Origin of the sequence: Pseudomonas sp. ZY71 (assembly GCF_036542145.1) — a bacterium.
In the GTDB taxonomy this organism is placed as follows: domain Bacteria; phylum Pseudomonadota; class Gammaproteobacteria; order Pseudomonadales; family Pseudomonadaceae; genus Aquipseudomonas; species Aquipseudomonas koreensis_A.
Map to the genome: position 1 here is coordinate 6,276,850 of NZ_CP144274.1, position 23,533 is coordinate 6,300,382.

Annotated in this window: 23 protein-coding genes; 15 read left to right on the top strand and 8 right to left on the bottom strand. The window is 60.2% G+C overall.

Annotated features, from left to right (window positions below):
* Positions 1 to 15: 15 nt before the first annotated feature.
* Genes ftsX through ftsY form a run of 3 tightly spaced genes read right to left on the bottom strand, consistent with a single transcriptional unit; the run spans position 16 to position 3,250 of the window.
* Complete coding sequence (ftsX, locus tag VY732_RS27950; RefSeq protein ID WP_077574909.1) at positions 16 to 1,041, bottom strand: permease-like cell division protein FtsX; 1,026 nt, start codon at positions 1,039 to 1,041, stop codon at positions 16 to 18.
* Positions 1,038 to 1,709, bottom strand: coding sequence for a cell division ATP-binding protein FtsE (gene ftsE / locus VY732_RS27955; RefSeq protein WP_008065082.1), 672 nt, complete (start codon positions 1,707 to 1,709; stop codon positions 1,038 to 1,040). Before ftsE ends, ftsX begins: the two co-directional genes overlap by 4 nt.
* Complete coding sequence (gene ftsY / locus VY732_RS27960; RefSeq protein WP_331692897.1) at positions 1,706 to 3,250, bottom strand: signal recognition particle-docking protein FtsY; 1,545 nt, start codon at positions 3,248 to 3,250, stop codon at positions 1,706 to 1,708. The genes ftsE and ftsY overlap by 4 nt, the downstream gene beginning before the upstream one ends.
* 344 nt (positions 3,251 to 3,594) lie before the next feature.
* On the opposite strand from ftsY, the gene VY732_RS27965 reads away from it, so the two are divergent.
* The 5 genes from VY732_RS27965 to VY732_RS27985 all read left to right on the top strand — a co-directional run bounded on the left by VY732_RS27965 (position 3,595) and on the right by VY732_RS27985 (position 8,951).
* A complete protein-coding gene (locus VY732_RS27965; protein ID WP_141126259.1) occupies positions 3,595 to 4,950 on the top strand; it encodes a M16 family metallopeptidase in 1,356 nt (451 codons plus the stop codon).
* Entirely contained in the window at positions 4,943 to 6,430 is a 1,488-nt protein-coding gene (locus tag VY732_RS27970; RefSeq protein ID WP_331692899.1) for a M16 family metallopeptidase, read from the top strand. Before VY732_RS27965 ends, VY732_RS27970 begins: the two co-directional genes overlap by 8 nt.
* On the top strand, positions 6,430 to 7,044 hold the full coding sequence (gene rsmD, locus VY732_RS27975) for a 16S rRNA (guanine(966)-N(2))-methyltransferase RsmD (protein WP_116028413.1): 615 nt from the start codon (positions 6,430 to 6,432) through the stop codon (positions 7,042 to 7,044). Before VY732_RS27970 ends, rsmD begins: the two co-directional genes overlap by 1 nt.
* 63 nt (positions 7,045 to 7,107) lie before the next feature.
* Positions 7,108 to 8,103 (top strand): hydrolase, encoded by a 996-nt coding sequence (locus VY732_RS27980; RefSeq protein WP_331692901.1) that lies wholly within the window; start codon positions 7,108 to 7,110, stop codon positions 8,101 to 8,103.
* Positions 8,100 to 8,951 carry an AraC family transcriptional regulator gene (locus VY732_RS27985; RefSeq protein WP_137217450.1) on the top strand — a complete coding sequence of 284 codons (852 nt, stop codon included), beginning with the start codon at positions 8,100 to 8,102 and terminating at the stop codon, positions 8,949 to 8,951. The genes VY732_RS27980 and VY732_RS27985 overlap by 4 nt, the downstream gene beginning before the upstream one ends.
* Before the next feature lie 98 nt (positions 8,952 to 9,049).
* Here the strand turns inward: VY732_RS27985 and VY732_RS27990 are convergent, their stop codons facing one another.
* Together VY732_RS27990 and VY732_RS27995 are read right to left on the bottom strand one after the other, a co-directional pair.
* Complete coding sequence (locus tag VY732_RS27990) at positions 9,050 to 9,904, bottom strand: sulfurtransferase (protein WP_331692903.1); 855 nt, start codon at positions 9,902 to 9,904, stop codon at positions 9,050 to 9,052.
* Between the two features lie 32 nt (positions 9,905 to 9,936).
* Positions 9,937 to 10,608, bottom strand: coding sequence for a TetR/AcrR family transcriptional regulator (locus VY732_RS27995; protein ID WP_007913599.1), 672 nt, complete (start codon positions 10,606 to 10,608; stop codon positions 9,937 to 9,939).
* A gap of 146 nt (positions 10,609 to 10,754) precedes the next feature.
* Between VY732_RS27995 and VY732_RS28000 the strand changes: the two genes are divergently transcribed.
* The 5 genes from VY732_RS28000 to VY732_RS28020 all read left to right on the top strand — a co-directional run bounded on the left by VY732_RS28000 (position 10,755) and on the right by VY732_RS28020 (position 15,463).
* Complete coding sequence (locus tag VY732_RS28000; RefSeq protein WP_331692905.1) at positions 10,755 to 12,185, top strand: coniferyl aldehyde dehydrogenase; 1,431 nt, start codon at positions 10,755 to 10,757, stop codon at positions 12,183 to 12,185.
* 29 nt (positions 12,186 to 12,214) lie between these two features.
* Positions 12,215 to 12,760 (top strand): twin-arginine translocation pathway signal protein, encoded by a 546-nt coding sequence (locus tag VY732_RS28005; protein ID WP_212620838.1) that lies wholly within the window; start codon positions 12,215 to 12,217, stop codon positions 12,758 to 12,760.
* A gap of 119 nt (positions 12,761 to 12,879) precedes the next feature.
* A complete protein-coding gene (locus VY732_RS28010; RefSeq protein WP_331692907.1) occupies positions 12,880 to 14,475 on the top strand; it encodes a GMC family oxidoreductase in 1,596 nt (531 codons plus the stop codon).
* 115 nt (positions 14,476 to 14,590) lie between these two features.
* Entirely contained in the window at positions 14,591 to 15,070 is a 480-nt protein-coding gene (gene coaD / locus VY732_RS28015; protein WP_003229157.1) for a pantetheine-phosphate adenylyltransferase, read from the top strand.
* A gap of 141 nt (positions 15,071 to 15,211) precedes the next feature.
* Entirely contained in the window at positions 15,212 to 15,463 is a 252-nt protein-coding gene (locus tag VY732_RS28020; RefSeq protein ID WP_003195146.1) for a YfhL family 4Fe-4S dicluster ferredoxin, read from the top strand.
* Between the two features lie 124 nt (positions 15,464 to 15,587).
* Here VY732_RS28020 and VY732_RS28025 read toward each other — a convergent pair whose 3' ends face one another.
* The 3 genes from VY732_RS28025 to VY732_RS28035 all read right to left on the bottom strand — a co-directional run bounded on the left by VY732_RS28025 (position 15,588) and on the right by VY732_RS28035 (position 17,618).
* Complete coding sequence (locus tag VY732_RS28025) at positions 15,588 to 15,911, bottom strand: multidrug transporter (protein ID WP_116028419.1); 324 nt, start codon at positions 15,909 to 15,911, stop codon at positions 15,588 to 15,590.
* Positions 15,912 to 15,980: 69 nt separating this feature from the next.
* The gene (mutM, locus tag VY732_RS28030; RefSeq protein ID WP_007913582.1) at positions 15,981 to 16,793 is read right to left on the bottom strand and encodes a bifunctional DNA-formamidopyrimidine glycosylase/DNA-(apurinic or apyrimidinic site) lyase; all 813 of its coding nucleotides are present in this window, start codon (positions 16,791 to 16,793) and stop codon (positions 15,981 to 15,983) included.
* 12 nt (positions 16,794 to 16,805) lie between these two features.
* Entirely contained in the window at positions 16,806 to 17,618 is an 813-nt protein-coding gene (locus VY732_RS28035; RefSeq protein WP_177412531.1) for an HDOD domain-containing protein, read from the bottom strand.
* Between the two features lie 228 nt (positions 17,619 to 17,846).
* On the opposite strand from VY732_RS28035, the gene VY732_RS28040 reads away from it, so the two are divergent.
* From VY732_RS28040 to VY732_RS28060, 5 genes are all read left to right on the top strand, one after another.
* On the top strand, positions 17,847 to 18,386 hold the full coding sequence (locus tag VY732_RS28040) for a type 1 glutamine amidotransferase domain-containing protein (RefSeq protein WP_077574922.1): 540 nt from the start codon (positions 17,847 to 17,849) through the stop codon (positions 18,384 to 18,386).
* A gap of 172 nt (positions 18,387 to 18,558) precedes the next feature.
* Positions 18,559 to 19,755, top strand: coding sequence for a class I SAM-dependent rRNA methyltransferase (locus tag VY732_RS28045; RefSeq protein WP_077574923.1), 1,197 nt, complete (start codon positions 18,559 to 18,561; stop codon positions 19,753 to 19,755).
* 437 nt (positions 19,756 to 20,192) lie between these two features.
* Positions 20,193 to 21,266, top strand: a complete 1,074-nt coding sequence (locus VY732_RS28050) for a SagB family peptide dehydrogenase (RefSeq protein ID WP_077574924.1) — start codon at positions 20,193 to 20,195, stop codon at positions 21,264 to 21,266.
* Positions 21,263 to 22,240 carry a diiron oxygenase gene (locus VY732_RS28055; protein WP_123593585.1) on the top strand — a complete coding sequence of 326 codons (978 nt, stop codon included), beginning with the start codon at positions 21,263 to 21,265 and terminating at the stop codon, positions 22,238 to 22,240. The genes VY732_RS28050 and VY732_RS28055 overlap by 4 nt, the downstream gene beginning before the upstream one ends.
* Positions 22,233 to 23,465, top strand: coding sequence for an MFS transporter (locus tag VY732_RS28060; protein ID WP_331692948.1), 1,233 nt, complete (start codon positions 22,233 to 22,235; stop codon positions 23,463 to 23,465). Before VY732_RS28055 ends, VY732_RS28060 begins: the two co-directional genes overlap by 8 nt.
* Positions 23,466 to 23,533: the final 68 nt, after the last annotated feature.

A 23,533-nucleotide genomic window follows, 5' to 3' on the forward strand; every position in this document is an offset into this window, starting at 1 on the left:
CGCGCAAAAAAGATTCTACTTCGGCGCCAACTCCCTGAGATGGCGTGCGACTGCAATCCATGCACCGATATAACCCAACAGCACCGCGCCAAGCAAGAGCGACAGACCGTCGGCAACTGGCACTCCGGCCAGCGCGAAATCACTGCCGTACAAGCCGGCCAGTCCAACCACCGCATCGTTCAGCCAGTTCAGGCCGAACGCCAATACACCCCAGGACAACAGTCCCGCACCGAAGCCATACAACGCGCCCATATAAAGGAAGGGACGACGCACGTAGCTGTCAGTGCCGCCGACGAGTTTAATCACTTCTATCTCGGTGCGGCGGTTTTCAATATGAAGACGAATGGTATTGCCTATCACCAAAAGTAATGCAGAAACCAAAAGCACCGTCAGACCGAAGACAAAACGATCGCCAAGCTTGAGGATGGCGGCCAGACGCTCGACCCAGACTAGATCAAGTTGCGCCTGTTGTACCTTGGGCAACTCGGAAAGTTTTTGTCTTAATGCTTCCAGCGTTGGCTTGTCGACTTCGTTCGGGGTGACCAGCACCACGCCCGGCAACGGGTTCTCCGGCAGCTCACGCAGGGCTTCGCCCAGTCCGGACTGTTGCTGGAACTCCTCCAGCGCCTGATCGCGACCGACATATTCAGCATCAGCTACGCCGGGCATGCCTTTGATCTGTTCACGCAACGACTCGCCTTGCTCAGGGCTGGCGTCGAGTTGCAGGTACAGTGAAATCTGCGCCGCCCGCTGCCACGAACCGCCAAGACGTTCGACGTTGTTAAGCAACAGCGAAAGCCCCATCGGCAGACTCAGCGCGACCGCCATGACCATGCAGGTGAAGAAGCTGCCAATCGGCTGTTTGCCCAAACGACGCAGGCTGTCGAGCAGGCTGGCGCGATGGCTTTCGACCCAGGCACGGAACAGCGTGGCGAAGTCAGGACCATCGTCCTCGTCGTGCTTTTTCTTCTTTGGCGGCTGCGGATCGGCGGCTTTCGGGGCCACGCGTTCGGAAACCTTCGGACTGCGAGTCGCACTCATTCGCCGGCCTCCCCGTCGCCAATCAATCGGCCGCGTTGCAGGGTCAGCATGCGGTGACGCATACGCGCGATCAGGGCCAAGTCGTGACTGGCAATCAGCACGCTGGTGCCCAGACGGTTGATGTCTTCGAACACGCCCATGATTTCCGCCGCCAGACGCGGGTCGAGGTTACCGGTCGGTTCGTCCGCCAGCAGCAAGGCCGGACGGTGCACGATCGCGCGGGCAATACCGACACGCTGTTGCTGACCGGTGGACAGGTCGCCCGGATACAGATCGGTTTTATCCGAAAGTGCCACGCGCTCCAGCGCCGAATCGACACGCTTGGCGATTTCGGCCTTGGACAAGCCAAGAATCTGCAGCGGCAAGGCGACGTTATTGAACACCGTGCGATCGAACAGCAACTGGTGATTCTGGAACACCACGCCGATCTGTCGGCGCAGGAACGGAATCTGCGCGTTGCTGATGGTGCTCAGGTCTTGCCCGGCCAACAGCAGTTTGCCGCTGGTCGGGCGTTCCATCGCCAGCAACAGGCGCAACAGGGTGGATTTACCGGCACCGGAGTGGCCGGTGACAAACAAGAACTCGCCACGACGGACTCGAAAGCTCAGCTCATGCAAGCCGACGTGACCGTTCGGGTAGCGTTTACCGACCTGTTCGAAACGAATCATGAACGCTCCCGCTCGGCAAACAGTGCCTGGACAAAGGGTTCGGCTTCAAAAGTGCGCAAGTCGTCGATGCCTTCACCGACGCCGATGTAGCGGATCGGCAGGCCGAACTGCTTGGCCAGGGCGAAAATCACCCCGCCCTTGGCGGTACCGTCGAGTTTGGTCAGCGCCAGACCGGTCAGTTCGACGGTCTGGTTGAATTGCTTGGCCTGGTTGATGGCGTTCTGGCCAGTACCGGCGTCGAGCACCAGCAGCACTTCGTGCGGGGCGTCGGCGTCGAGCTTGCCGATGACCCGGCGAACCTTTTTCAGTTCTTCCATCAGGTTGTCTTTGGTGTGCAGACGACCGGCGGTGTCAGCGATCAATACGTCGATGCCACGGGCCTTGGCGGCCTGCACGGCGTCGAAGATCACCGAAGCCGAGTCGGCGCCGGTGTGCTGAGCGATCACCGGGATCTTGTTGCGCTCGCCCCAGACCTGCAATTGCTCCACAGCGGCGGCGCGGAAGGTGTCACCGGCGGCGAGCATGACTTTCTTGCCTTCCAGTTGCAGCTTCTTCGCCAGTTTGCCAATGGTGGTGGTTTTGCCGGCGCCGTTGACGCCAACCACCAGAATCACGAATGGCTTGTTCTGCGAAACGATCTTCAGCGGTTGTTCCACCGGTTTGAGCATCGCGGCCAGTTCGGCCTGCAGGGATTTGTACAGCGCGTCGGCATCGGCCAGCTCTTTGCGGGCGACCTTCTGGGTCAGGCGCTGGATGATCTGCGTGGTGGCTTCGACACCGACGTCGGCGGTGAGCAGACGGGTTTCGAGGTCATCAAGCAGATCGTCGTCGATGGTTTTACGGCCGAGGAACAGGCTGGCCATGCCCTCGCCGATGCTGGCGCTGGTTTTCGACAGGCCTTGCTTGAGACGGGCGAAGAAACCGGCTTTGGTTTCTTCGGTGCGCGGGGCTTCGACGGGGGCCTCGGCAATCACTTCAACTGGAGTAACAGGAGCAGCGACAACCGGTGCAGATGCAGGTGCAGGCTCGGGTTGTTGAATGACCGGGGCAACGGGGGCGACAACCACCGGAGCAACAGACTCAGGAACAACAAGTTCAGCAACCACAGGCTCTGCAACAACCGGCGCAGGCTCGACAACCGGTTCAACCACAGGCACCGGCGCCACCTCGGACACAAACGCAGCAGGCGCAGGAATCACTGGCGTAACGTGCGGCGCAGCCTCTTCAACCAACGCCACCGGCTCTTCCGCCACTGGCAAAGTCAGCCACGGCTCGGCCGCCGGGGTCAGCGGCAGTTCAGCCGCCACAGGCGCTTCGGGCTCGGGTTCTGGCTCAACCGGCTGCAGCACCGGCTCGGCAATCGGCAGCACAATCGGTGCCGGCTCTTCTTCTATGACTGGAGCCGGCGCAGGGGCTGGCTCAGGAATCACCGGCGGCTGTTCGACGACGGGTTCCTGCGGTTTCTTACGCAGCCATCCGAACAGGCTTTTCTTCTCGCCAGCCGCAGCTGGGGTCTTCTTGTCGTCGTTGGAACCAAACATGGAGGACGGCTATCTCACGGTAGCGACGCGCCATAAGGGCGCCCCGGCAAATAAATATTCGATGCAGAACAGACTGTGTTTCATCCAGCTTGTTCACGCGCAACATTTTGTCGAGGCGCCAGCGGCACCCCAAAGAATCGTATAAACGAAGGACTAAACCGGCAAATTCGGCGAAAAAGCGAAGTTTAGTCGATAAACCGCAGCTTTCTGCCGCAAACCCATTCAGCCGGATCAGGTCTGAAAACCTGATAGGCGTGGTCGCCAGTAAAACGGATCAGTATCCTAGCACCCTCTCGCCCGCCGACGCTAAGACCAAGCGGGCAGCCCAACAGGTTAAAAAACGAATGAATGCTCTAGCCCGCCGCGCCGCAGGCCTGCTGCTCAGCACAGTCTGCCTGCCCCTTTCGGCCTTGGCGGCCGACCCGCAACCGACCCACGAATTCACCCTCGACAACGGCCTCAAGGTCGTCGTGCGCGAAGACCATCGCGCGCCAGTGGTGGTGTCGCAGGTCTGGTACAAGGTTGGTTCCAGCTACGAAACCCCGGGCCAGACCGGTCTGTCCCACGCGCTTGAGCACATGATGTTCAAGGGCAGCGAGAAAGTCGGCCCCGGCGAAGCGTCGCTGATCCTTCGCGACTTGGGCGCCGAAGAGAACGCCTTCACCAGCGACGACTTCACCGCTTATTACCAGGTGCTGGCTCGCGACCGTCTGGGCGTGGCCTTTGAACTGGAAGCCGACCGCATGGCCAATCTGCGCCTGCCGGCCGACGAGTTCGCCAAGGAAATCGAAGTCATCAAGGAAGAGCGCCGCTTGCGCACCGATGACAAGCCAATGTCCAAAGCCTACGAGCGCTACAAGGCCATGGCTTACCCGGCCAGCGGCTACCACACGCCGACCATTGGCTGGATGGCCGACCTCGACCGCATGAAGGTCGAAGAACTGCGCCACTGGTACCAATCCTGGTATGTGCCGAACAACGCCACGCTGGTCGTAGTCGGTGACGTTACTCCGGACGAAGTGAAAACCCTCGCCCAGCGCTATTTCGGCCCGATCGCCAAGCGCGACGTGCCGCCGGCGAAAAAACCACTGGAATTGGCCGAACCCGGCGAACGCCAGATCACCCTGCATGTGCAAACGCAGCTGCCTAGCTTGATGCTCGGCTTCAACGTACCGAGCATTGCCACGGCTGAAGACAAGCGCTCGGTCAACGCTCTGCGTCTGATCTCGGCGCTGCTCGACGGTGGTTACAGCGGGCGCATCCCGACGCAACTGGAGCGCGGCGAAGAGCTGGTCTCTGGCGGTTCGTCGAGCTACGACGCTTACACCCGTGGCGACAGCCTGTTCACCCTGTCGGCAACCCCGAACACGCAGAAGAAAAAGACCATGGCGCAAGCGGAGGCCGGTCTGTGGAAACTGCTGGAACAGCTGAAAACCACCGCGCCGTCCGCCGCAGAACTGGAGCGCGTGCGTGCGCAAGTGATTGCCGGTCTGGTCTTCGAGCGTGATTCGATCACCAGCCAGGCCACGGCGATTGGCCAACTGGAAACCGTCGGTCTGTCGTGGAAGCTGATGGACACCGAACTCGCCGATCTGGAAAGTGTGACCCCGCAAGACATCCAGAACGCCGCCAAGCTGTATTTCACCCGCGAACGTCTCAGCGTCGCCCACGTCCTGCCACTGGAGACGACTCATGAGTAAGCGCAAATCCCCACGCCTGCTGCTTGGCCTGATCGCCGTAGCGGTGATCGGCTCTGCCGCGCTGTACCTGACGCCAGGCGCTGACAGCAATGCCAGCGAAGCCTTGGACAACGCCAAGTCCGGCCAGAAGCTGCAATCACTCACCGAACTCGACGGCAAGGCCCCGGCCAGCCGCAAGCTCGACGTACAGACCTGGAACACCGCCGAGGGCGCCAAGGTGTTGTTCGTCGAAGCCCACGAGCTGCCGATGTTCGACATGCGCCTGATCTTCGCCGCTGGCAGCAGCCAGGACGGCAGCGCATCGGGTCTGGCGGTGCTGACCAACGCGATGCTCAACGAAGGTGTCGCCGGCAAAGACGTCGGCGCCATCGCTCAGGGCTTTGAAGGCCTGGGTGCGGATTTCGGCAACGGTGCGTTCAAGGACATGGCGCTGGCCTCGCTGCGCAGCCTGAGTGCTGCCGACAAGCGCGAGCCTGCTTTGAAGCTGTTCTCGGAAGTCATCGGCAAACCGACCTTCCCGGCCGACTCGTTCGCGCGCATCAAGAACCAGATGCTCGCCGGTTTCGAATACCAGAAACAGAACCCCGGCAAACTCGCCAGCCTTGAGCTGATGAAGCGTCTGTACGGCGATCACCCGTACGCGCATTCGAGCGACGGCAATCCGCAAAGCGTGCCGAAGATCACCCTCGCGCAATTGCGTGAATTCCACGCCAAGGCCTACGCGGCCGGCAACGTGGTGATCGCGCTGGTCGGCGACCTGTCTCGCACCGAAGCCGAGGCGATTGCCAATCAGGTCTCCTCGGCCCTGCCGAAAGGCCCGGCGCTGGCGAAGATCGCTCAGCCGCAGGAACCGAAGGCCAGCATCAACCACATCGAGTTCCCGTCGAAGCAGACCAATCTGATGATCGCGCAACTGGGTATCGATCGGGACGATCCGGATTACGCGGCGCTGTCGATGGGCAACCAGATCCTCGGTGGCGGCGGTTTCGGCACGCGCCTGATGAGCGAAGTGCGTGAGAAACGTGGCCTGACCTACGGCGTGTACTCGGCCTTCAGCCCGATGCAGGCACGCGGCCCGTTCATGATCAACCTGCAGACCCGCGCGGAAATGAGCGAAGGCACCCTGAAACTGGTGCAGGACGTGCTCGCCGACTACCTGAAAACCGGGCCGACGCAGAAAGAACTCGACGACGCCAAACGCGAGCTGGCCGGCAGCTTCCCGCTGTCCACCGCGAGCAATGCCGATATCGTCGGCCAACTCGGCGCGATGGGCTTCTATAATCTGCCGCTGAGCTATCTGGATGACTTCATGCGTCAGTCGCAAAGCCTGACCGTGGAACAAGTCCGCGACGCCCTGAACAAACACCTGAGCACGGACAAAATGGTCATCGTCACCGCGGGTCCAACCGTGCCGCAAAAGCCGTTACCGGCCCCATCTGATAAACCTGCCGAGCAACCGCTCGGGGTTCCGGAGCATTAATGGCGACTCGTACCCCTAAAAAGCCTGCGCATAACGTCCACAACGGCGTGAACCAGTTGCGCATCATTGGCGGCCAATGGCGCAGCCGCAAGCTGAGCTTCCCCGACGCGCCGGGCCTGCGCCCGACGCCGGATCGCGTGCGTGAAACCCTGTTCAACTGGCTCGCACCGTACGTTGAAGGGGCCAAGGTGCTTGATCCGTTCGCCGGCAGCGGCGCGCTGTTTCTCGAAGCGTTGTCGCGTGGCGCCGCCATGGGTCAAGCGCTGGACGCCAGCAACATTGCGGTGTCCAGCCTGAAAGAACACCTCGGCACCCTGCGCTGCACCAACGGTCAGGTACAAACGGCTGATGCCCTGCGTTATCTGGAAACCCAGACCGCCAGTGCATTCGATCTGGTATTCCTCGACCCGCCGTTCAACCAGAACCTGCTGCCAACCGTTTGCACCTTGCTCGAAGAGCGTCAGTGGCTGGCGCCCGACTCGTGGATCTACACTGAAAGCGAAACGGCGCCATCGACGCTGGGCCTGCCGGGCAACTGGCGCCTGCACCGCGAACAGAAATCCGGCCGGGTTTACTACGCGCTGTGGCAACGTACGGCAGAGATCGCCGGTTAACCGACCGGCCTGAATAGGCGGCGCCCCTTCCAACAGGGTCGCCGCGCTGCATCGAGAACCATCGTGCCCCCTTCGTCAGAACGCTTCACCCCCGCCTTCGGCCTCGGCAATCCGCACCTGCAAACCTTGTGGGGACCGCTGTGGCGCAAAACCGTGCATATCGAGCGTGAACGCGAACGCCTGTGGCTTGAGGATGGCGACTTCCTCGACCTCGACTGGCACGGCCCGCACACCGCCGATGCGCCCCTGGTGCTGGTGCTGCATGGGCTGACCGGCTCTTCCAATTCGCCTTATGTAGCGGGTATCCAAAAGGCCTTGGCCGATCAAGGCTGGGCCAGTGTCGCGCTGAACTGGCGCGGCTGCTCGGGCGAGCCGAATCTGCTCCCGCGCAGCTACCATTCCGGTGCCAGCGAGGACCTCGCCGAAACCATCAAGCACCTGCGCGCGAAACGACCGCTGGCACCGTTGTATGCCGTCGGCTATTCGTTGGGCGGCAACGTGCTGCTCAAACATCTTGGGGAAACCGGTAGCGCCAGTGGCGTACTCGGCGCGGTGGCGGTATCGGTGCCGTTTCGCCTTGATCAATGCGCCGACCGCATCGGCCAGGGATTTTCCAAGGTCTATCAAGCGCACTTCATGCGCGAGATGGTCGCCTACATCAAGAACAAGCAACGGCAGTTTCAGCATGACGGTCGCGAAGACGGACTCGCCGCGCTGGCAGCCCTTGGCTCGCTGGAAAACATGCGCACCTTCTGGGATTTCGATGGCCGGGTAACCGCGCCATTGCACGGTTTCAATGATGCCGAGGATTACTATCGCCGCGCTTCGAGCCGTTACTTCCTCGGCGAAATCCGCACGCCGACCCTGATCATTCAGGCGGCGGACGATCCGTTCGTATTCCCGCACAGCTTGCCGCAGGCCAGTGAGCTGTCGGCCTCGACTGCCTTCGAACTGCAGGCACGTGGCGGACATGTCGGCTTCGTCGACGGCTCGATTCGTCAGCCCGGCTACTATCTGGAACGACGCATTCCGCAGTGGCTGGCTCGCGTGCCCGCATGAGCGATCAGGGCGAGTCGATCCGTTTCTGGCAAACCGCGCCACTGGCCGGGGTCGAGTTGTTGTCGGCACGCTACATCGAGCATCGTTTCGCCCCGCATGTGCATGACGGATTCGTTATCGGCATGATCATGGCCGGCGCCCAGCGTTATCGCTATCGCGGCGCCGAACATTTGGCTGGCAGCGGCACACTGGTGTTGATCAATCCGGACGAGCTGCACACCGGGCACAAGGGCACCGAGGACGGCTGGCTGTATCGGGCGTTTTATCCCGATACCGCGCAAATCGTTTCGCTGCTGGATGAGCTTGAACTGTCTACCAGCAACCTGCCGGCGTTCGGCGCCACACTGTATCGCGATGCGGATCTGGTCAACGGCTTTGCGCAGTTGCACCGTTTGCTGGAAAGCCCGGCCACCGCACTGCAACAGCAAACGGTGTGGCGCGAGATGATGTTGCGGCTGTTGCAGCGCCATGCAGCGGTGCCAGTGCCCGGTCGAGCTGGCAAGGAACACCGCGCAGTGCTGTTGGGCAAAGAACTGCTGCACGCACAACTGGCAGCGCCACCGTCACTGGAAGAGCTGGCGGCGGCGGTCAATCTGTCGCCCTTCCATTTCGCCCGAGTGTTCCGCCGCGCCACCGGCATGCCGCCGCACACCTGGCTGATGCAGCAACGCATCGCCCAGGCGCGGGCACTTCTGCAGCACGGCTGCCTGCCCGTGGAGGTCGCCACACAATTGGGGTTTGCCGACCAGAGCCATTTGAGCCGGCAGTTCAAGCAGGCATATGGCGTCGGACCCGCCGCGTACCGCAGCGCCCGACAATTTCCTTCAGACAACGCCGTTCCCTTGTAGGAGTGAGCCTGCTCGCGATAGCGGTGTGTCAGTAAAGGTAAAGGTGACTGACACACCGCTATCGCGAGCAGGCTCACTCCTACAGGGATGTGTGGTGACTATTCGCCAGTGGCGATGCCGCGAGCCGGTTCGTTGATCCATTCGCTCCACGACCCGGCATACAACGATCCGAGCGGATAACCCGCCAGACACAATGCAAACAGGTTGTGACACGCCGTCACGCCAGAACCGCAATAAGCAACCAGATCCGCTGGCGAACGCTCGCCGAGCTTCGCAGCAAAACGCTGCTTGAGCTGATCCGCCGGCAGGAATCGCCCATCGCTGCCGAGGTTGTCGGTGAATGCCGCGCATTGCGCGCCAGGAATGTGCCCGGCAATCGGATCGATCGGCTCGACCTCGCCCTTGAAACGCGGTAAGCCCCGGGCATCGATCAATGTCAGCGTTGGCTGGCCGAGGCGCTGTTGTAATTGCTCGGCGCTGAGCAGCAGGCTCATATCCGGCTGACCACTGAAATTGCCACGGGTAACCGTCGGCGCATCCAGACTCAGCGGCAGCCCCGCCGCATGCCACGCCTTGAGCCCGCCATCGAGGATGAACACGCCATCGCGCTTGCCCAGCCACGCCAGCAACCACCACGCCCGCGCCGCGTAGGCACCGGGACCGTCATCGTACAAAACCACGTCGCTGTCAGCGTTGATGCCCCACGCTTGCAGCCGCTCGATCAACGCCGCCGGCTCGGGCAACGGGTGACGGCCAGTCACGCCTTTGACCACTTTACCGCTGAGGTCTCGCTCAAGATCGGCGAAGCTCGCCCCGGCAATGTGCCCTTCTGCATAGCTGCGCTGACCGTAGTCCGGGTCTTCGAGGGCAAAACGACAATCGAGAATCACCAGCCCCGGCTGCGCCTTGCGGGCATCCAGTGCTTCGGGGCTGATCAGTTGCGCAATCGGCATAGCGGGCTCCTGAGGGATTTCAACAGAACGGTTTATTTCACGTCTTCGAGGGCCTGGGCCAGCGGCACGTAGAACTCCTCGAACAACGCATTGACCTCGTCTCGCGCCTGCTCAGTGACAAACCCGGCTTCCAGCACCAGCACCTGATACACGCCACGTTTAATGGCTTGTTCGCTGAGGTGGTTGGAGTTTTCACGGGTGGTGCACAGGAAGCGCACCCACGACGTCAGGATGATCCAGGCATTGAGGGTCAGGGATTCGATCTGCACGCGATCCATGTCGAGGATCCCGGCAGCGACGAAACCTTCGTAGATCGCCGCGCCCTGAATCACGCAACGCTGGGAAAAACGCCGATAGCGGGCGGCCAGTTCCGGATCGCTGTCGAGCAGATGCTCCAGATCGCGGTGCAGAAAGCGGTAGCGCCACATCGCCGAGAGCAATTCCTTGAGATAGAAACGCTTGTCCTCGACCGTCGCCGCGCGCCCCTGCGGTGGGCGCAGAAAGCTGTCCACGAGGCTTTCGTACTCACTGAACAAGACGGCGATGATCGCCTGCTTGTTGGGGAAGTGGTAGTACAGATTGCCCGGAGAAATCTCCATGTGGGCGGCAATGTGATTGGTGCTGATGCTGCGCTCGCCCTGCTGATTGAACAGCTCAAGGCTGTTCAGCACGATACGCTCGCTGGTTTTTATTCGTGGGGCCATGGCTTGAGCTTTAATTCAGAGTGCGTTGGGGGGCATCTTACGACCTAACCGGAAATGGATAAAACAATGCTGTGCAAGGAAGTCATTTGACTTTCTAGAGCATAGACTCTAAAAAGTTCATCACTACAATAAATCCGGAGCAGACCATGACTGCCGACATTGCTTACCTGCAAACGCTGCAACAACCGCTGGCCGAGCTGGACCGGTTGTTCGAGGCGCAGCGGGCCGCGTATGCCGCCAATCCGATGCCACCCGCCGCCCAGCGTCAGCAATGGCTCAAGGCACTGAGTGATTTGCTCAGCAACGAGCGTCAGGCATTGATCGCGGCGATCAGCTCCGATTTCAGTCACCGCAGCGCCGATGAAACCCTGCTCGCCGAGCTGATGCCGAGCCTGCACGGCATTCACTACGCCAGCCGCCATCTCAAAGGCTGGATGAAAGCTTCGCGGCGCAAGGTCGGCATGGCGTTCCAGCCTGCTTCGGCAAAAGTGGTCTATCAGCCACTCGGCGTGATTGGCGTCATCGTGCCGTGGAATTACCCGTTGTATCTGGCCGTCGGCCCACTGGTCGGCGCCTTGGCGGCGGGCAATCGAGTGATGCTCAAACTCAGCGAATCGACCCCGGCCACCGGCTTGCTGATGAAAGAGTTGCTGGCGCGAATTTTCCCCGAAGACCTGGTCTGCGTGGTGCTCGGTGAAGCCGACATCGGCGTGGCGTTTTCCCGTTTGCGCTTCGATCACTTGCTGTTCACCGGCGCCACCAGCATCGGCAAACACGTGATGCGCGCCGCCGCCGAAAACCTCACCCCGGTGACACTGGAACTGGGCGGCAAATCGCCGGCCATCGTCTCCCGCGACGTACCGCTCAAGGATGCCGCCGAGCGCATCGCCTTCGGCAAAACCCTCAACGCCGGGCAGACCTGCGTCGCCCCGGATTACGTGCTGGTGCCGGAAGATCGGGTCGGTGGCTTCGTCGAAGCCTATCGCCAGGCGGTGCAGGGTTTTTACCCGACACTGACCGACAATCCGGACTACACGGCGATCATCAACGAACGCCAATTGGCGCGGCTCAACGGCTACGTCAGCGACGCGACCAGCAAGGGCGCGCTGTTGATTCCGCTGTTCGAACAGGGCCAGGGCCGACGCATGCCGCACAGTGTGCTGCTGAATGTCAGCGACGAGATGACCGTGATGCAGGACGAAATCTTCGGCCCGCTGCTGCCGATCGTGCCGTATCAGGATCTCGAGCAGGCATTTGCTTACATCAATCAGCGGCCACGTCCTCTGGCTCTTTACTACTTTGGCTACGACAAACGCGAACAGAACCGGGTGCTGCACCAAACCCATTCCGGCGGCGTGTGCCTGAACGACACGTTGCTGCATGTGGCTCAGGACGATATGCCGTTCGGCGGTATCGGCGCTTCGGGCATGGGCCACTACCACGGTCACGAAGGCTTCCTGACCTTCAGCAAAGCCAAAGGCGTGCTGATCAAACAGCGGTTCAACGCCGCCCGACTGATTTACCCGCCTTACGGCACATCGATTCAGAAACTGATCCAGAAGCTGTTCATTCGCTAAACCTTCGTCACCGCCGGGTAATAAAAATAATGCACCCAAGCCTGACCGAAACACCCGCACTGTCGCGCCGTGGCCTGCTGAAGTTCAGCCTCGGCGCCACGGCGTTTCTCGCCACCGCCGGACTCGGCGCCAGCCTCAGCGGCTGCTCGTCGAGCGTCGCGGCCAACGGTTTTGTCTCGTTGCGTGACGGCGATCTGCTGTTTCTGCGCGCACTGATTCCGGTGATGCTCGACGGCGCCGTGGTGGCCGAAAAGATGCCGGCCGCTGTCGATGGCACGCTCAAGTCGCTGGACTACAGCCTTAATCACCTGTCGCCGGAAATGCTCAAACTCACCCGGCAGCTGTTCGACGTCCTCGGCATGGCGGTGACGCGCGGGCCACTCACCGGGATCTGGGGCAGTTGGGAAAATGCCAGTGCCGAAGCGATGCGGCATTTTCTTGATCGTTGGGAGAACAGTTCATTGAGTTTGTTGCGTATGGGGCATAGCTCGTTGCAGCAGATGGTGATGATGGCCTGGTATACCCGCGCAGAATCTTGGGCGCATTGCGGTTATCCCGGCCCGCCTTCGGTCTGAGACTGAGTCGCACCTATCGCGAGCAGGCTCACTCCTACAGGGGGTCGCATTCCAAATGTAGGAGTGAGCCTGCTCGCGATGAGGCCCGCCAGAACAACAAAAACAAGAGAACCTGACCGATGCCCGTACCCGACCCGTTCCGCGAAGGCCTCGCCCGAGGCTGGAAAACCTACAACGGCGCACAGTTGAGCGACGACCTCACCCTGGAAGCCGACGTAGCAATCATCGGCAGCGGCGCCGGTGGCGGCACCACGGCGGAAATCCTCAGCGCCGCTGGCTATAAAGTCCTGCTGATCGAAGAAGGCCCACTGAAAACCAGCTCCGATTTCAAGATGCTTGAAGACCAGGCCTACAGCAGCCTCTATCAGGAAGGCATCGGCCGCATGAGCAAGGACGGCGCGATCACCATCCTGCAAGGGCGCGCGGTCGGCGGCACGACGCTGATCAACTGGACCTCGAGTTTTCGCACCCCGGAGCCGACCCTCGAACACTGGGCCAAGGAACACAACGTCAAAGGCCACAGCCCCGCCGAGATGGCGCCGTGGTTCGAGAAAATGGAGCAGCGCCTCGGCGTCGCGCCGTGGATGGTCCCGCCCAATGCCAACAACGATGTGATCCGCAAAGGCTGCGAACACCTCGGTTACAGCTGGCACGTGATCCCGCGCAATGTGCGCGGCTGCTGGAACCTCGGCTATTGCGGCATGGGCTGCCCGACCAACGCCAAGCAATCGATGCTGGTCACGACCATTCCGGCGACCCTGGAAAAGGGCGGCGAGCTGCTTTATCTCGCTCGCGCGGAGAAACTGCTGATCAACGGCGACAAAGTCACTGGCCTGCAATGCGTGGCGATGGATGAGCGCTGCGTCGAACCGACCGGGCGCAAGATCAGCGTCAAGGCGCGGCATTACGTATTGGCCGGCGGCGGCATCAACAGCCCGGCGCTATTGCTGCGTTCGGACGCTCCGGACCCGCATAAAACCCTGGGGAAACGTACCTTCCTGCACCCGGTGAACATGTCCGCCGCGCGCTTCGACGAAGTCATCAACCCGTTTTACGGGGCGCCGCAGTCGATCTATTCCGATCATTTCCAATGGAAGGACGGCACCACCGGGCCGATGGCCTTCAAACTTGAAGTACCACCGCTGCACCCGGCACTGGCGGCCACCCTGCTCGGCGGCTTTGGCGAGGAAAGCGCGCAACACATGGCTGACCTGCCACACACCCACGCCATGCTGGCCTTGCTGCGCGACGGTTTTCACCCGGACAGCACCGGTGGTGCAGTCGAATTACGTGGCGATGGTTCGCCGGTGCTCGACTATCAGGTTTCGCCCTACGCCTGGGAAGGCCTGCGCCGGGCCTTTCAGGTCATGGCCGAGATTCAGTTCGCCGGCGGCGCAAAATCGGTGATGCCGATGCACGCCGACGCCCGTTACGTGAAAACCCTGGCCGAAGCGCGCACGCTGATCGATGGTTTGAGCCTTGAGCTGTATCGCACCCGGCTCGGCAGCGCGCATGTCATGGGCGGCTGCGCGATGGGCGAAGACCCGAAAAGCGCGGTCACCGACAGTCTCGGACGGCATCATCAACTGGCTAATCTGTCGATTCACGACGGCTCGCTGTTCCCCACCAGCATTGGCGCCAACCCGCAGCTGTCGGTGTATGGCCTCACTGCGCAACTGGCGACATCCCTCGTCGATCGGCTGAGAAACCCGTGAAAAAACCGATTATTGCCATCGTCTATAGTGCTTTCTTACCCAACAGGCGACTTGGCCGACCGGGACGGCTGCGATACCATCCGACTCCCCAACGGACTCCCGCCAGGACGACGCGATGAACCGAGTGTTGTACCCAGGTACCTTCGACCCTATTACCAAGGGCCATGGCGATCTGGTCGAACGCGCCTCGCGCCTGTTCGACCACGTGATCATTGCGGTCGCTGCCAGCCCGAAAAAGAACCCGCTGTTCCCGCTGGAACAACGGGTCGAACTGGCTCGCGAGGTCACCAAACACCTGCCGAACGTGGAAGTGGTCGGCTTCTCGACGCTGCTCGCGCATTTCGCCAAAGAGCAGAACGCCAACGTGTTCCTGCGTGGTTTGCGTGCGGTGTCGGACTTCGAATACGAATTCCAGCTGGCCAACATGAACCGCCAATTGGCCCCGGATGTGGAGAGTCTGTTTCTCACCCCGTCCGAGCGTTATTCGTTCATTTCCTCGACGCTGGTACGGGAAATTGCTGCGCTGGGCGGCGATATCAGCAAGTTCGTCCACCCGGCCGTGGCTGACGCGCTGACCCTACGCTTTAAAAAGTAGGAGCTGCCGAAGGCTCGGGCTGCGATCCTGGCTGTTGATTACAGCCCTTGATCGCAGCAGCGTGCACTGCGCGCGCCAATGCGGCACAATTGCGCGCATTGATTTATAGCGCCCGGGCCTGCCGCCCCGGCTGGAGTTAGCATGTCCCTGATCATCACCGACGATTGCATCAACTGCGACGTCTGCGAACCCGAGTGCCCGAACGCCGCCATCTCCCAGGGCGAAGAGATCTACGTGATCGACCCCAACCTGTGCACCCAGTGCGTCGGCCACTACGACGAACCACAGTGCCAACAGGTCTGCCCGGTGGATTGCATTCCGCTGGACGAGGCGCATCCGGAGACTGAAGAACAGTTGATGGAGAAGTACCGCAAGATTACCGGCAAGGCCTGATTTTTCAGCGCCTGTACCGACGCCATCGCGAGCAGGCTCACTCCTACATTGGAACGCATTTCAATTGTAGGAGTGAGCCTGCTCGCGATGAGGCCGTCAGCCTCACAGTTAAACCCTGATCAGCTCACTCACGCTGCTCAAACCCCTCCCCGATACACCCCAGGCACCGTACAAAAGCGGCCTTCGCCGGATCGACCACCAACGCCTGCCCGGCATCGCCAATCCCGCCACCCAGCGCGGTAAACGGTAACGACACGACAAACGCCCCCGCACCGATCACCGTCGCCACCACCAATAAAGGTCGGGCAATCAGCAAGTCGCCGATCATCGCGTAGGCCGGTGGATTCTGGATGGTGTAGCGCGGGTCACCGCTGCCGTTTTCCGTGGCCTGAACAGCCAGACTGGAACACAGCAGCAGCGCAACAAAGAGGACTTGCAAGGACTTCATGGCACGATCCTTCGGGCTGAACAGTGAGACAACTCACTATAGACCGTAGGACTTTTTCAGCTTTTTGCCTCAGCTCTGGCAGCGCGGGCAGAACACACTGGCACGCTGGCCCAGCTTCACTTCACGCAAGCCAGTGCCACAGACCTTGCAGTGTTCGCCGCCACGGCCATAGACAAACAGCTCCTGCTGGAAATAGCCAGGCTGACCGTCACCGCCGATGAAATCACGCAACGTCGTCCCGCCACGCTCAATGGCAGCGGCAAGAATGCGTTTGATCTCGATCGCCAGTTTCAGGTATCGCCCCCGGGAAATCCCTCCCGCCTCGCGGCGCGGATCAATCCCGGCAGCAAACAGCGCTTCGGTCGCATAGATATTGCCGACGCCCACGACCACTGCGTTGTCCATGATGAACGGCTTGACCGCCATCGAACGCCCGCGCGACAGCTGGAACAAGCGCTCGCCATCGAACAGATCGGTCAGTGGTTCCGGGCCGAGACGAATCAGCAGTTCGTGATTGAGTGGATCATTGCTCCACAACATCGCGCCGAACCGTCGCGGATCGGTGTAGCGCAGGGCCAGCCCCGATTCCAGCTCGATATCGACATGTTCATGCTTGAGCGCCGGCAAGCCGACCTCGACCAGACGCAAGTTGCCCGACATGCCCAAATGACTGATCAACGTGCCGACTTCGGCGTTGATCAACAGGTACTTGGCACGACGCTCGACCAGCACGATGCGCTGCCCCGACAGGCGCACATCGAGGTCTTCCGGGATCGGCCAGCGCAGGCGCCGATCACGCACGATCACCCGACTGACGCGCTGGCCTTCCAGATGCGGGGCAATCCCGCGACGGGTGGTTTCGACTTCCGGCAGTTCAGGCATGGCGTCCTCGAATCAATGCGCGCCGAGGTCGCGGATCGTTTGTTTGAGCGTTTCGAAGTCGTAATCCGACAGCCCTACATAGTCGAGTACCAGCGGGCCGACGGCGTTCCATTCGAAATCTTCGGTCTGGTTGCCCAGCACGCGATACGAAGCGCAAATGTGTTCGGCCATTTTCAGGATCGCCAGCAGGTTTTTCATCTGGCTGTTGCGCGAAGACTCATCGCTGAAAATTGCCAAGGCGTTGTGGTGATTGGCGATCGCCGCACTGACGTGTTCCGGCAAGCGCCAGGACTTGGCGGTGTAGTAGCCGACCACGGCGTGGTTGGTGTTGAACTCGCTGTTCTCAGTGTCCACTACGCGACATTCGGCGCCGGCATTGGCGTAGGCCTTTTCCAGAACCGTCATGTAATTGGGGAACCGCTGCAGCATCAACGGCACGCCGCAATCGTGGAACAGACCCAAGGCGTAAGCCTCGTCGCCGGCTTGAGTACCGATACGTTTGGCCAGCGTCAGACAGGTCATCGCCACGTCCTGGGCGGTGTCCCAGAAACGGTTGAGGGTGACGATGGTGTCGTCGTTCATCTCGCCCTTGATCGACTGCGCGTTGATCAGGTTGATGATCGATCGGCTGCCCAGCAGGTTCACTGCGCGCTGAATCGAGGTGATCTTGTTGCTCAGACCGTAATACGGCGAGTTGACGATTTTCAGCAGCGAGCCGGACAACCCTGGATCCTGGGCGATCAGTTTGGCGATCACCTCCAGGTCGGGGTCGGGCATGTACTGCTCCATTTGCAGATCCACCATGATCTGCGGTTGCGCAGGCACACTGATGCCTTGCAGCGATTGTTGAATCTGTTCGGTGGTCAGCTCTTGGGACATAAGTACACACTCTGGGACAGGCGGCGATTCTAACCTCTAAAAACCGCGCGACGACACACCAGTGGGCAATTGTCAGGAACTTTCATTCAGGCCACGGCTTCGGAATCTGTAATGCCCAACGGATCACTCCGATCCCTTGCGGCGGCAAACTCCCACAGACTCAGGAGCTTATCGATGGCCACTTCCCTCAACGGCAAGCGCGTCGCTTTTTTGGTAACAGACGGTTTCGAGCAGGTCGAACTGACCGGTCCCAAGCAAGCGTTGGAGCAAGCCGGCGCCCAGGTCGACATCCTTTCCACCGAGGCCGGCAAGGTCAAAGGCTGGAACCACGACAAACCGGCGGATGATTTCAAGGTCGATCAGACCTTCCAGAGCGCCAGCAGCGAACAGTACGACGCGATCGTCCTGCCGGGCGGCGTGCAGAACTCCGACACCATCCGCATCGATCAGGATGCCCAGCACCTGGTCAAGACCGGCGCCTCGGCCGGCAAACCGATTGCGGTGATCTGCCATGGCGGCTGGTTGCTGATCTCGGCGGGGCTGGTCAACGGCAAAACCATGACCAGTTACAAGACGCTCAAGGACGACCTGGTCAATGCCGGAGCCAATTGGGTCGATAAAGAAGTGGTCAAGGATGGTCACCTGATCAGTAGCCGTCAGCCGGATGATATTCCGGCGTTCAACAAAGAGCTGATCGACGCACTGTCGGCGTAGAAGTCAAAACCGCTTCGCGAGCAAGCTCGCTCCCACATTGGTCTTGTGTCCGCCACAAATCCCCTGTGGGAGCGAGCTTGCTCGCGAAAGGGCCATCAGCGTTTCATCGCTCATCAAACCCGGCACAAGTCGCAACACGCTATACTCCCGCTCTTTTTTCCGGAGCGACGTCATGTCCCTGCCTAGCTTGCGCCTCAAAGCCAACGCCGACCGTCGCCTGCGCGCCGGTCACCTGTGGGTCTACAGCAACGAAATCGATGTAGCCGCCACCCCTCTGCACGGCTTCCAGGCCGGCGATCAAGCCATCCTCGAAGCCGCCGGCGGCAAGCCGCTGGGCATTGTAGCGATGAGCCCGAACAACCTGATCTGCGCCCGCCTGCTGTCGCGCGACATCAAGCTGTCGCTGGACAAGTCGCTGCTGGTGCACCGCCTGAACGTCGCTTTGTCGCTGCGCGAGCGTCTGTTCGACAAGCCGTTCTATCGTCTGGTCTACGGCGATTCCGACTTACTGCCAGGCCTGGTCGTTGACCGTTTCGGCGACATCCTTGTGGTCCAGATCGCCTCGGCGACCATGGAAGCACATAAAGATGACGTGATCGCGGCATTGACCCAAGTGCTCAAGCCAAGCGGCATCCTGTTCAAGAACGACTCCGCGGCCCGTGATGCTGAAGGCCTCAACCGCTACGTCGAAACCGTGTTCGGCCTGGTGCCGGAGTGGGTGGCGCTGGAAGAGAACGGCGTGAAGTTCGAAGCCCCGGTCATTCAGGGTCAGAAAACCGGCTGGTTCTACGACCACCGCATGAACCGCGCCCGCCTGGCCCCTTACGCCAAAGGCAAACGCGTCCTCGACCTCTATAGCTACATTGGTGGCTGGGGCGTGCAGGCTGCCGCGTTCGGCGCGAGCGAAGTGTTCTGCGTCGATGCTTCGGCCTTCGCCCTCGACGGCGTAGAGCGCAACGCCGCGCTGAACGGCTTCGCCGACAAGATGACCTGCATCGAAGGCGACGTTTTCGAAGCCCTGAAAGAATTGAAAGCCAGCGAAGAACGCTTCGACGTGATCGTTGCCGATCCGCCGGCATTCATCAAACGCAAGAAAGACATGAAAAACGGCGAAGGCGCCTACCGCCGCCTGAACGAGCAAGCCATGCGCCTGCTCAACAAGGATGGCATCCTGGTCAGCGCATCGTGCTCGATGCACTTGCCGGAAGATGACCTGCAGAACATCCTGCTGACCAGCGCCCGTCATCTGGATCGCAACATCCAGTTGCTCGAGCGTGGCGGTCAGGGCCCGGATCACCCGGTACACCCGGCCATCGCCGAAACGCGCTACATCAAGAGCATCACCTGCCGCCTGCTGCCCAACAGCTGATACACGCGGATATGAGGGGAGCCAGCAGGCTCCCTTTTTTTTGCACGCAGCCCTGCCTCTTCGCTATTCCTCAAGACTTCCTACAATTATTTTCTTGCTGACGTGCAGGATATTTCCTTACATCCTTTAATCACTGAAACTTACCCTACAAGTGCATTTCCAGCTAAAGATTACTCCGACAAAATTACTGGAAATTTCCTACTTAATATCCGCTTGCCAATAATCCATTACAAACTATTATGAAGTTGTCACCACGAGGTGACTTCAACCATCAATGAACAAGGAGTTCACATCATGAAAAGTATTTCTCTGGAAAGTAAAAAAATCGCGAACCTGGCTTTTCTGGTTGCCCCTAAAGCCCGCTAAGTAAGTCAGGACGCTGGGAAGTGCCGGCACCCCGGCGTCCTTTTGACTTTTTCCAGAGTGAACTGACAGATATGTACATCAACCCTTACTTATTTATATTGCCGCGCTCACCCGGGCAAATTGTGTGGAACTATAAAAACCATACACAGCATGAACTCGATCTGGATTATGCCAATCGACTTGCACAACTAATCCACAACCCGAAACTTTTCGACACCCACAACATAATAGACACACAACTATTAAGCGCGGGCATTCTAACCATTTCAAAAATAGACAGTCCGCAATGGGGTTGGGATGAACTGTCGAAGATTTATCACATCGGCACGCAAAACATTCCCTGCGAACATACCCCACAGAATATTCACGAGTGGTCCAGACAATATCTGGCGCACTGCAACGAGGTACTGGCCACCCCTCAGCCCACTACAGCCCGCCCGACGCCCGCACCCGAGCAGCGTATCGCCCTGCCCGCGCCGTGCGCATTGAATGACGACAGCCTTGGAAATGTTCTGCTCCAGCGCAAAACCTGCCGCAGCTACACAGGCGCAGCAATAACGCTGAATGACGTCGGCACCCTGCTCTACCTTTCCCTCGGTTATCTCCACGAACGTGACAATGATCGCGACGACAGTATCGCCGTCGGACTCAGCGCTCGTCGCAGCAGTCCTTCCGCCGGCGGCCTGAACGCTTGCGAAGGCTTCCTGCTGGTGCAGAACGTCGACGGCCTGGATCCCGGCATCTATGTCTACCATCCGGCCGACCATACCTTGAGCCGGGTCAGTCCATTACCTGAACCAGCGCTGGGCCACCTGCTCGGCGGTCAGCATTTCATCAACAACCTGCCGCTGGGGTTGTTCATCACCGCCCGTTTCGACCGGCTCTGGTGGAAGTACGAACACTCGCGCGCCTATCGCATGGCCTTCGTCGAGGCCGGTCACCTGTCGCAAACCTTCCAGTTGGTCGCCACAGCACTGGGCCTCAATACCTGGCTGACCGGCGCGTTTGCCGACCAGCAGGTCGAAGCACTCCTCAATATCGAGGGCAGCGCTGAACAGCCGCTGTTTTTTGTTGGCTGTGGAGAAAGCGACGGGCAAGTGATGTGTCACGAAATGCGCGATCTGTTGCGCGAGGGGCAAGCATGACCCAGTCGATTACCGACGCAGATCAAGCACCGGTGTCCTGGGCGCTCAAATTCACCCTGGGAGACTGGGACAGCCGTGCCTCCGTGCGCAGCAGTACCCATGATTATCAATTGCCCGACGATGTGCCGCTGCAACTGCAAACCCGCCATTGGTTTCCACCGGCGTTTCTGCCTTATCTGGCACATCCGGCCATTCAGGCGGCGGGGCGCGATGTGTTGCACCGGCTGTCAGCCAACCACCTGGTGCACTTTCTCGATTACACCACCCTGCTCGAACACCGCATCGTCAATCGTGCCGTGGAAGTCATCGTGCACCGGGAACTGCCCATTTATGTGCCTCTGCCGATGAAGCACGCGGCGCTGCAGCTCTACACCGACGAGGGTTACCACGCGCTGTTCTCCAATCGGCTCGCTGAGCAGATCGCCAATTTCTATGGAATCACCGGACGGCCGGCGACTCCGCAGCGCATCACCCGCCTGAATGCGCTGATTGCCCGCACGCCAGAAAAGAGCCGGGCACTGGCATGGTTTCTGCTGGGTTTCGTCTCGGAAACCATCATTGCCCGGGAGCTGCTGGACGTCTGCCGAGACAGTCTGGTGTCCAGCGTCAACGACATGCTGCGTGACCATCTGGCCGACGAAGCCCGCCACAGTCGCTACTTCGCCGAAGCGTTCCATTACTTCTGGCTGTCGATGAACAGCCGCCAGCGCACCTTTACGAGCAGAACACTGCTGGAAATCATCGGAATTTTTTTCGAGGCGGACGAACGCTGGCTACAACAGAGCTTGCGTGGAGCCGGCATTGCTGACAGCGACGTGATGGAAATTGTCGGCAGCATGGCAACGGTGCACGCCAATCGTGCACGTGCACGATCAGGTTCCATCGCTACGCTGGATGCACTGCGCAAGGCCGGTTTTTTTGCCCTTCCCCATAACCAGAAACTTTTCGCCAAGGCAGGACTGATCGATGGATAAAGGAAAATCCGTGGCAGCCACCCGACAACGCCGCGCCGCTGTCAGCCTGTTACTGGCCATGGTGCTGTTGGGCGTGTTTCCACTGGATGTGCTGCTTCCTTCCTTTCCGGCACTGGCGACGCACTTTCGCCATTCACCGGCAGACATCGCACTGTCAATCAGTCTGTTCGCCGTGGGGATCGCATTTGCTCAGGTCCTGATCGGCCCACTCTCGGACGTGATCGGGCGCAAGGGCTTGTTACTCGCCGGCATGAGCGTATCGATGCTTGGCGCGCTCGGTTGCGTGATGACCTCCGATTACTCGCTGTTCCTGGTCTTTCGAGTGATGCAGGCCTTGGGCTGTGGATGTTTCGTGCTGTCCCAGGCGCTGGTGCAGGATCTGTTCGAAGGTGAGGAACGCGATCGTTTGCGGATCCTGATGGTCACCGCCACCGGGATATTCATCTCGGTATCACCGCTGGCGGGCACCTTTCTGCAGGCCACACTCGGCTGGCGCGGCAGCTTCTGGGTGTTTACCGCGCTGTCCGCAACGGTGTTGATCAAGGCCTGGCTGTTTTTACCGAACAGCCGACCGGCTAACAGTGGCGTGCGCCTCGGTTTCATTCAGTCCTACCGCCGCGTGCTGGGGGATTTCGAATTTGTCGGTTACTGGCTGATTTCAGCGTTTGCCTTCGCCTGCCACTTCTCCTTCATCGTGATTTCGCCGTTGATCTTCATGGATCAATTGCAGCTCGCGCCTTATGACTTTTCGCTGATCCTGCTGGTTTACGGTGCTGCCTACGTTGTCGGTGGCATCCTTGCCGCCGTGCTGAATCGACGCATCACGCCGGTTCAGCAAATCCTCACCGGACTGAGCCTGATACTGCTGTCGGGACTGGCGATGCTGTACCTGGCGGCCAATCATGCGCTGGCGCCGGCCACTGTGTTGATTCCGATGCTGATCTGCACGGCGGGCACCACCATCGCCCGTCCCGCCGCCACCTCTCGGGCCATGGGCCTGTTTCCTGAAAACGCCGGCACCTCGGCCTCGGCGGGCAGCACGATCATCTTTATTTGTGGCGGGCTTATCAGCGCATTGATCAGCCTCAGTCCGGCCAATCTGCAATCAACGCTGGGCTACAGCTTTGTGCTATTGAGCGCGACAGCGCTGGTGCTCAACAACCGACTCAGCCGCCGCGCAAGAAACGTAGAGGCCAATGTCGTTGCACAGGCCGGCGGTGATTAAACCCGCCGGTCGTCATCCCACACACGCCGTCTGCACTGGAACAATGCTTTGCGCCATTCCCTCCAGAC

What these genes read in the sequence shown, in the direction of transcription:
- ftsX (WP_077574909.1), bottom strand. Translation starts at nt 1,041, where the DNA reads ATGAGTGCGACTCGCAGTCCGAAGGTTTCCGAACGCGTGGCCCCGAAA.
- ftsE (WP_008065082.1), bottom strand. Translation starts at nt 1,709, where the DNA reads ATGATTCGTTTCGAACAGGTCGGTAAACGCTACCCGAACGGTCACGTC.
- ftsY (WP_331692897.1), bottom strand. Translation starts at nt 3,250, where the DNA reads ATGTTTGGTTCCAACGACGACAAGAAGACCCCAGCTGCGGCTGGCGAG.
- VY732_RS27965 (WP_141126259.1), top strand. Translation starts at nt 3,595, where the DNA reads ATGAATGCTCTAGCCCGCCGCGCCGCAGGCCTGCTGCTCAGCACAGTC.
- VY732_RS27970 (WP_331692899.1), top strand. Translation starts at nt 4,943, where the DNA reads ATGAGTAAGCGCAAATCCCCACGCCTGCTGCTTGGCCTGATCGCCGTA.
- rsmD (WP_116028413.1), top strand. Translation starts at nt 6,430, where the DNA reads ATGGCGACTCGTACCCCTAAAAAGCCTGCGCATAACGTCCACAACGGC.
- VY732_RS27985 (WP_137217450.1), top strand. Translation starts at nt 8,100, where the DNA reads ATGAGCGATCAGGGCGAGTCGATCCGTTTCTGGCAAACCGCGCCACTG.
- VY732_RS27990 (WP_331692903.1), bottom strand. Translation starts at nt 9,904, where the DNA reads ATGCCGATTGCGCAACTGATCAGCCCCGAAGCACTGGATGCCCGCAAG.
- VY732_RS27995 (WP_007913599.1), bottom strand. Translation starts at nt 10,608, where the DNA reads ATGGCCCCACGAATAAAAACCAGCGAGCGTATCGTGCTGAACAGCCTT.
- VY732_RS28000 (WP_331692905.1), top strand. Translation starts at nt 10,755, where the DNA reads ATGACTGCCGACATTGCTTACCTGCAAACGCTGCAACAACCGCTGGCC.
- VY732_RS28005 (WP_212620838.1), top strand. Translation starts at nt 12,215, where the DNA reads ATGCACCCAAGCCTGACCGAAACACCCGCACTGTCGCGCCGTGGCCTG.
- VY732_RS28010 (WP_331692907.1), top strand. Translation starts at nt 12,880, where the DNA reads ATGCCCGTACCCGACCCGTTCCGCGAAGGCCTCGCCCGAGGCTGGAAA.
- coaD (WP_003229157.1), top strand. Translation starts at nt 14,591, where the DNA reads ATGAACCGAGTGTTGTACCCAGGTACCTTCGACCCTATTACCAAGGGC.
- VY732_RS28020 (WP_003195146.1), top strand. Translation starts at nt 15,212, where the DNA reads ATGTCCCTGATCATCACCGACGATTGCATCAACTGCGACGTCTGCGAA.
- VY732_RS28025 (WP_116028419.1), bottom strand. Translation starts at nt 15,911, where the DNA reads ATGAAGTCCTTGCAAGTCCTCTTTGTTGCGCTGCTGCTGTGTTCCAGT.
- mutM (WP_007913582.1), bottom strand. Translation starts at nt 16,793, where the DNA reads ATGCCTGAACTGCCGGAAGTCGAAACCACCCGTCGCGGGATTGCCCCG.
- VY732_RS28040 (WP_077574922.1), top strand. Translation starts at nt 17,847, where the DNA reads ATGGCCACTTCCCTCAACGGCAAGCGCGTCGCTTTTTTGGTAACAGAC.
- VY732_RS28045 (WP_077574923.1), top strand. Translation starts at nt 18,559, where the DNA reads ATGTCCCTGCCTAGCTTGCGCCTCAAAGCCAACGCCGACCGTCGCCTG.
- VY732_RS28050 (WP_077574924.1), top strand. Translation starts at nt 20,193, where the DNA reads ATGTACATCAACCCTTACTTATTTATATTGCCGCGCTCACCCGGGCAA.
- VY732_RS28055 (WP_123593585.1), top strand. Translation starts at nt 21,263, where the DNA reads ATGACCCAGTCGATTACCGACGCAGATCAAGCACCGGTGTCCTGGGCG.
- VY732_RS28060 (WP_331692948.1), top strand. Translation starts at nt 22,233, where the DNA reads ATGGATAAAGGAAAATCCGTGGCAGCCACCCGACAACGCCGCGCCGCT.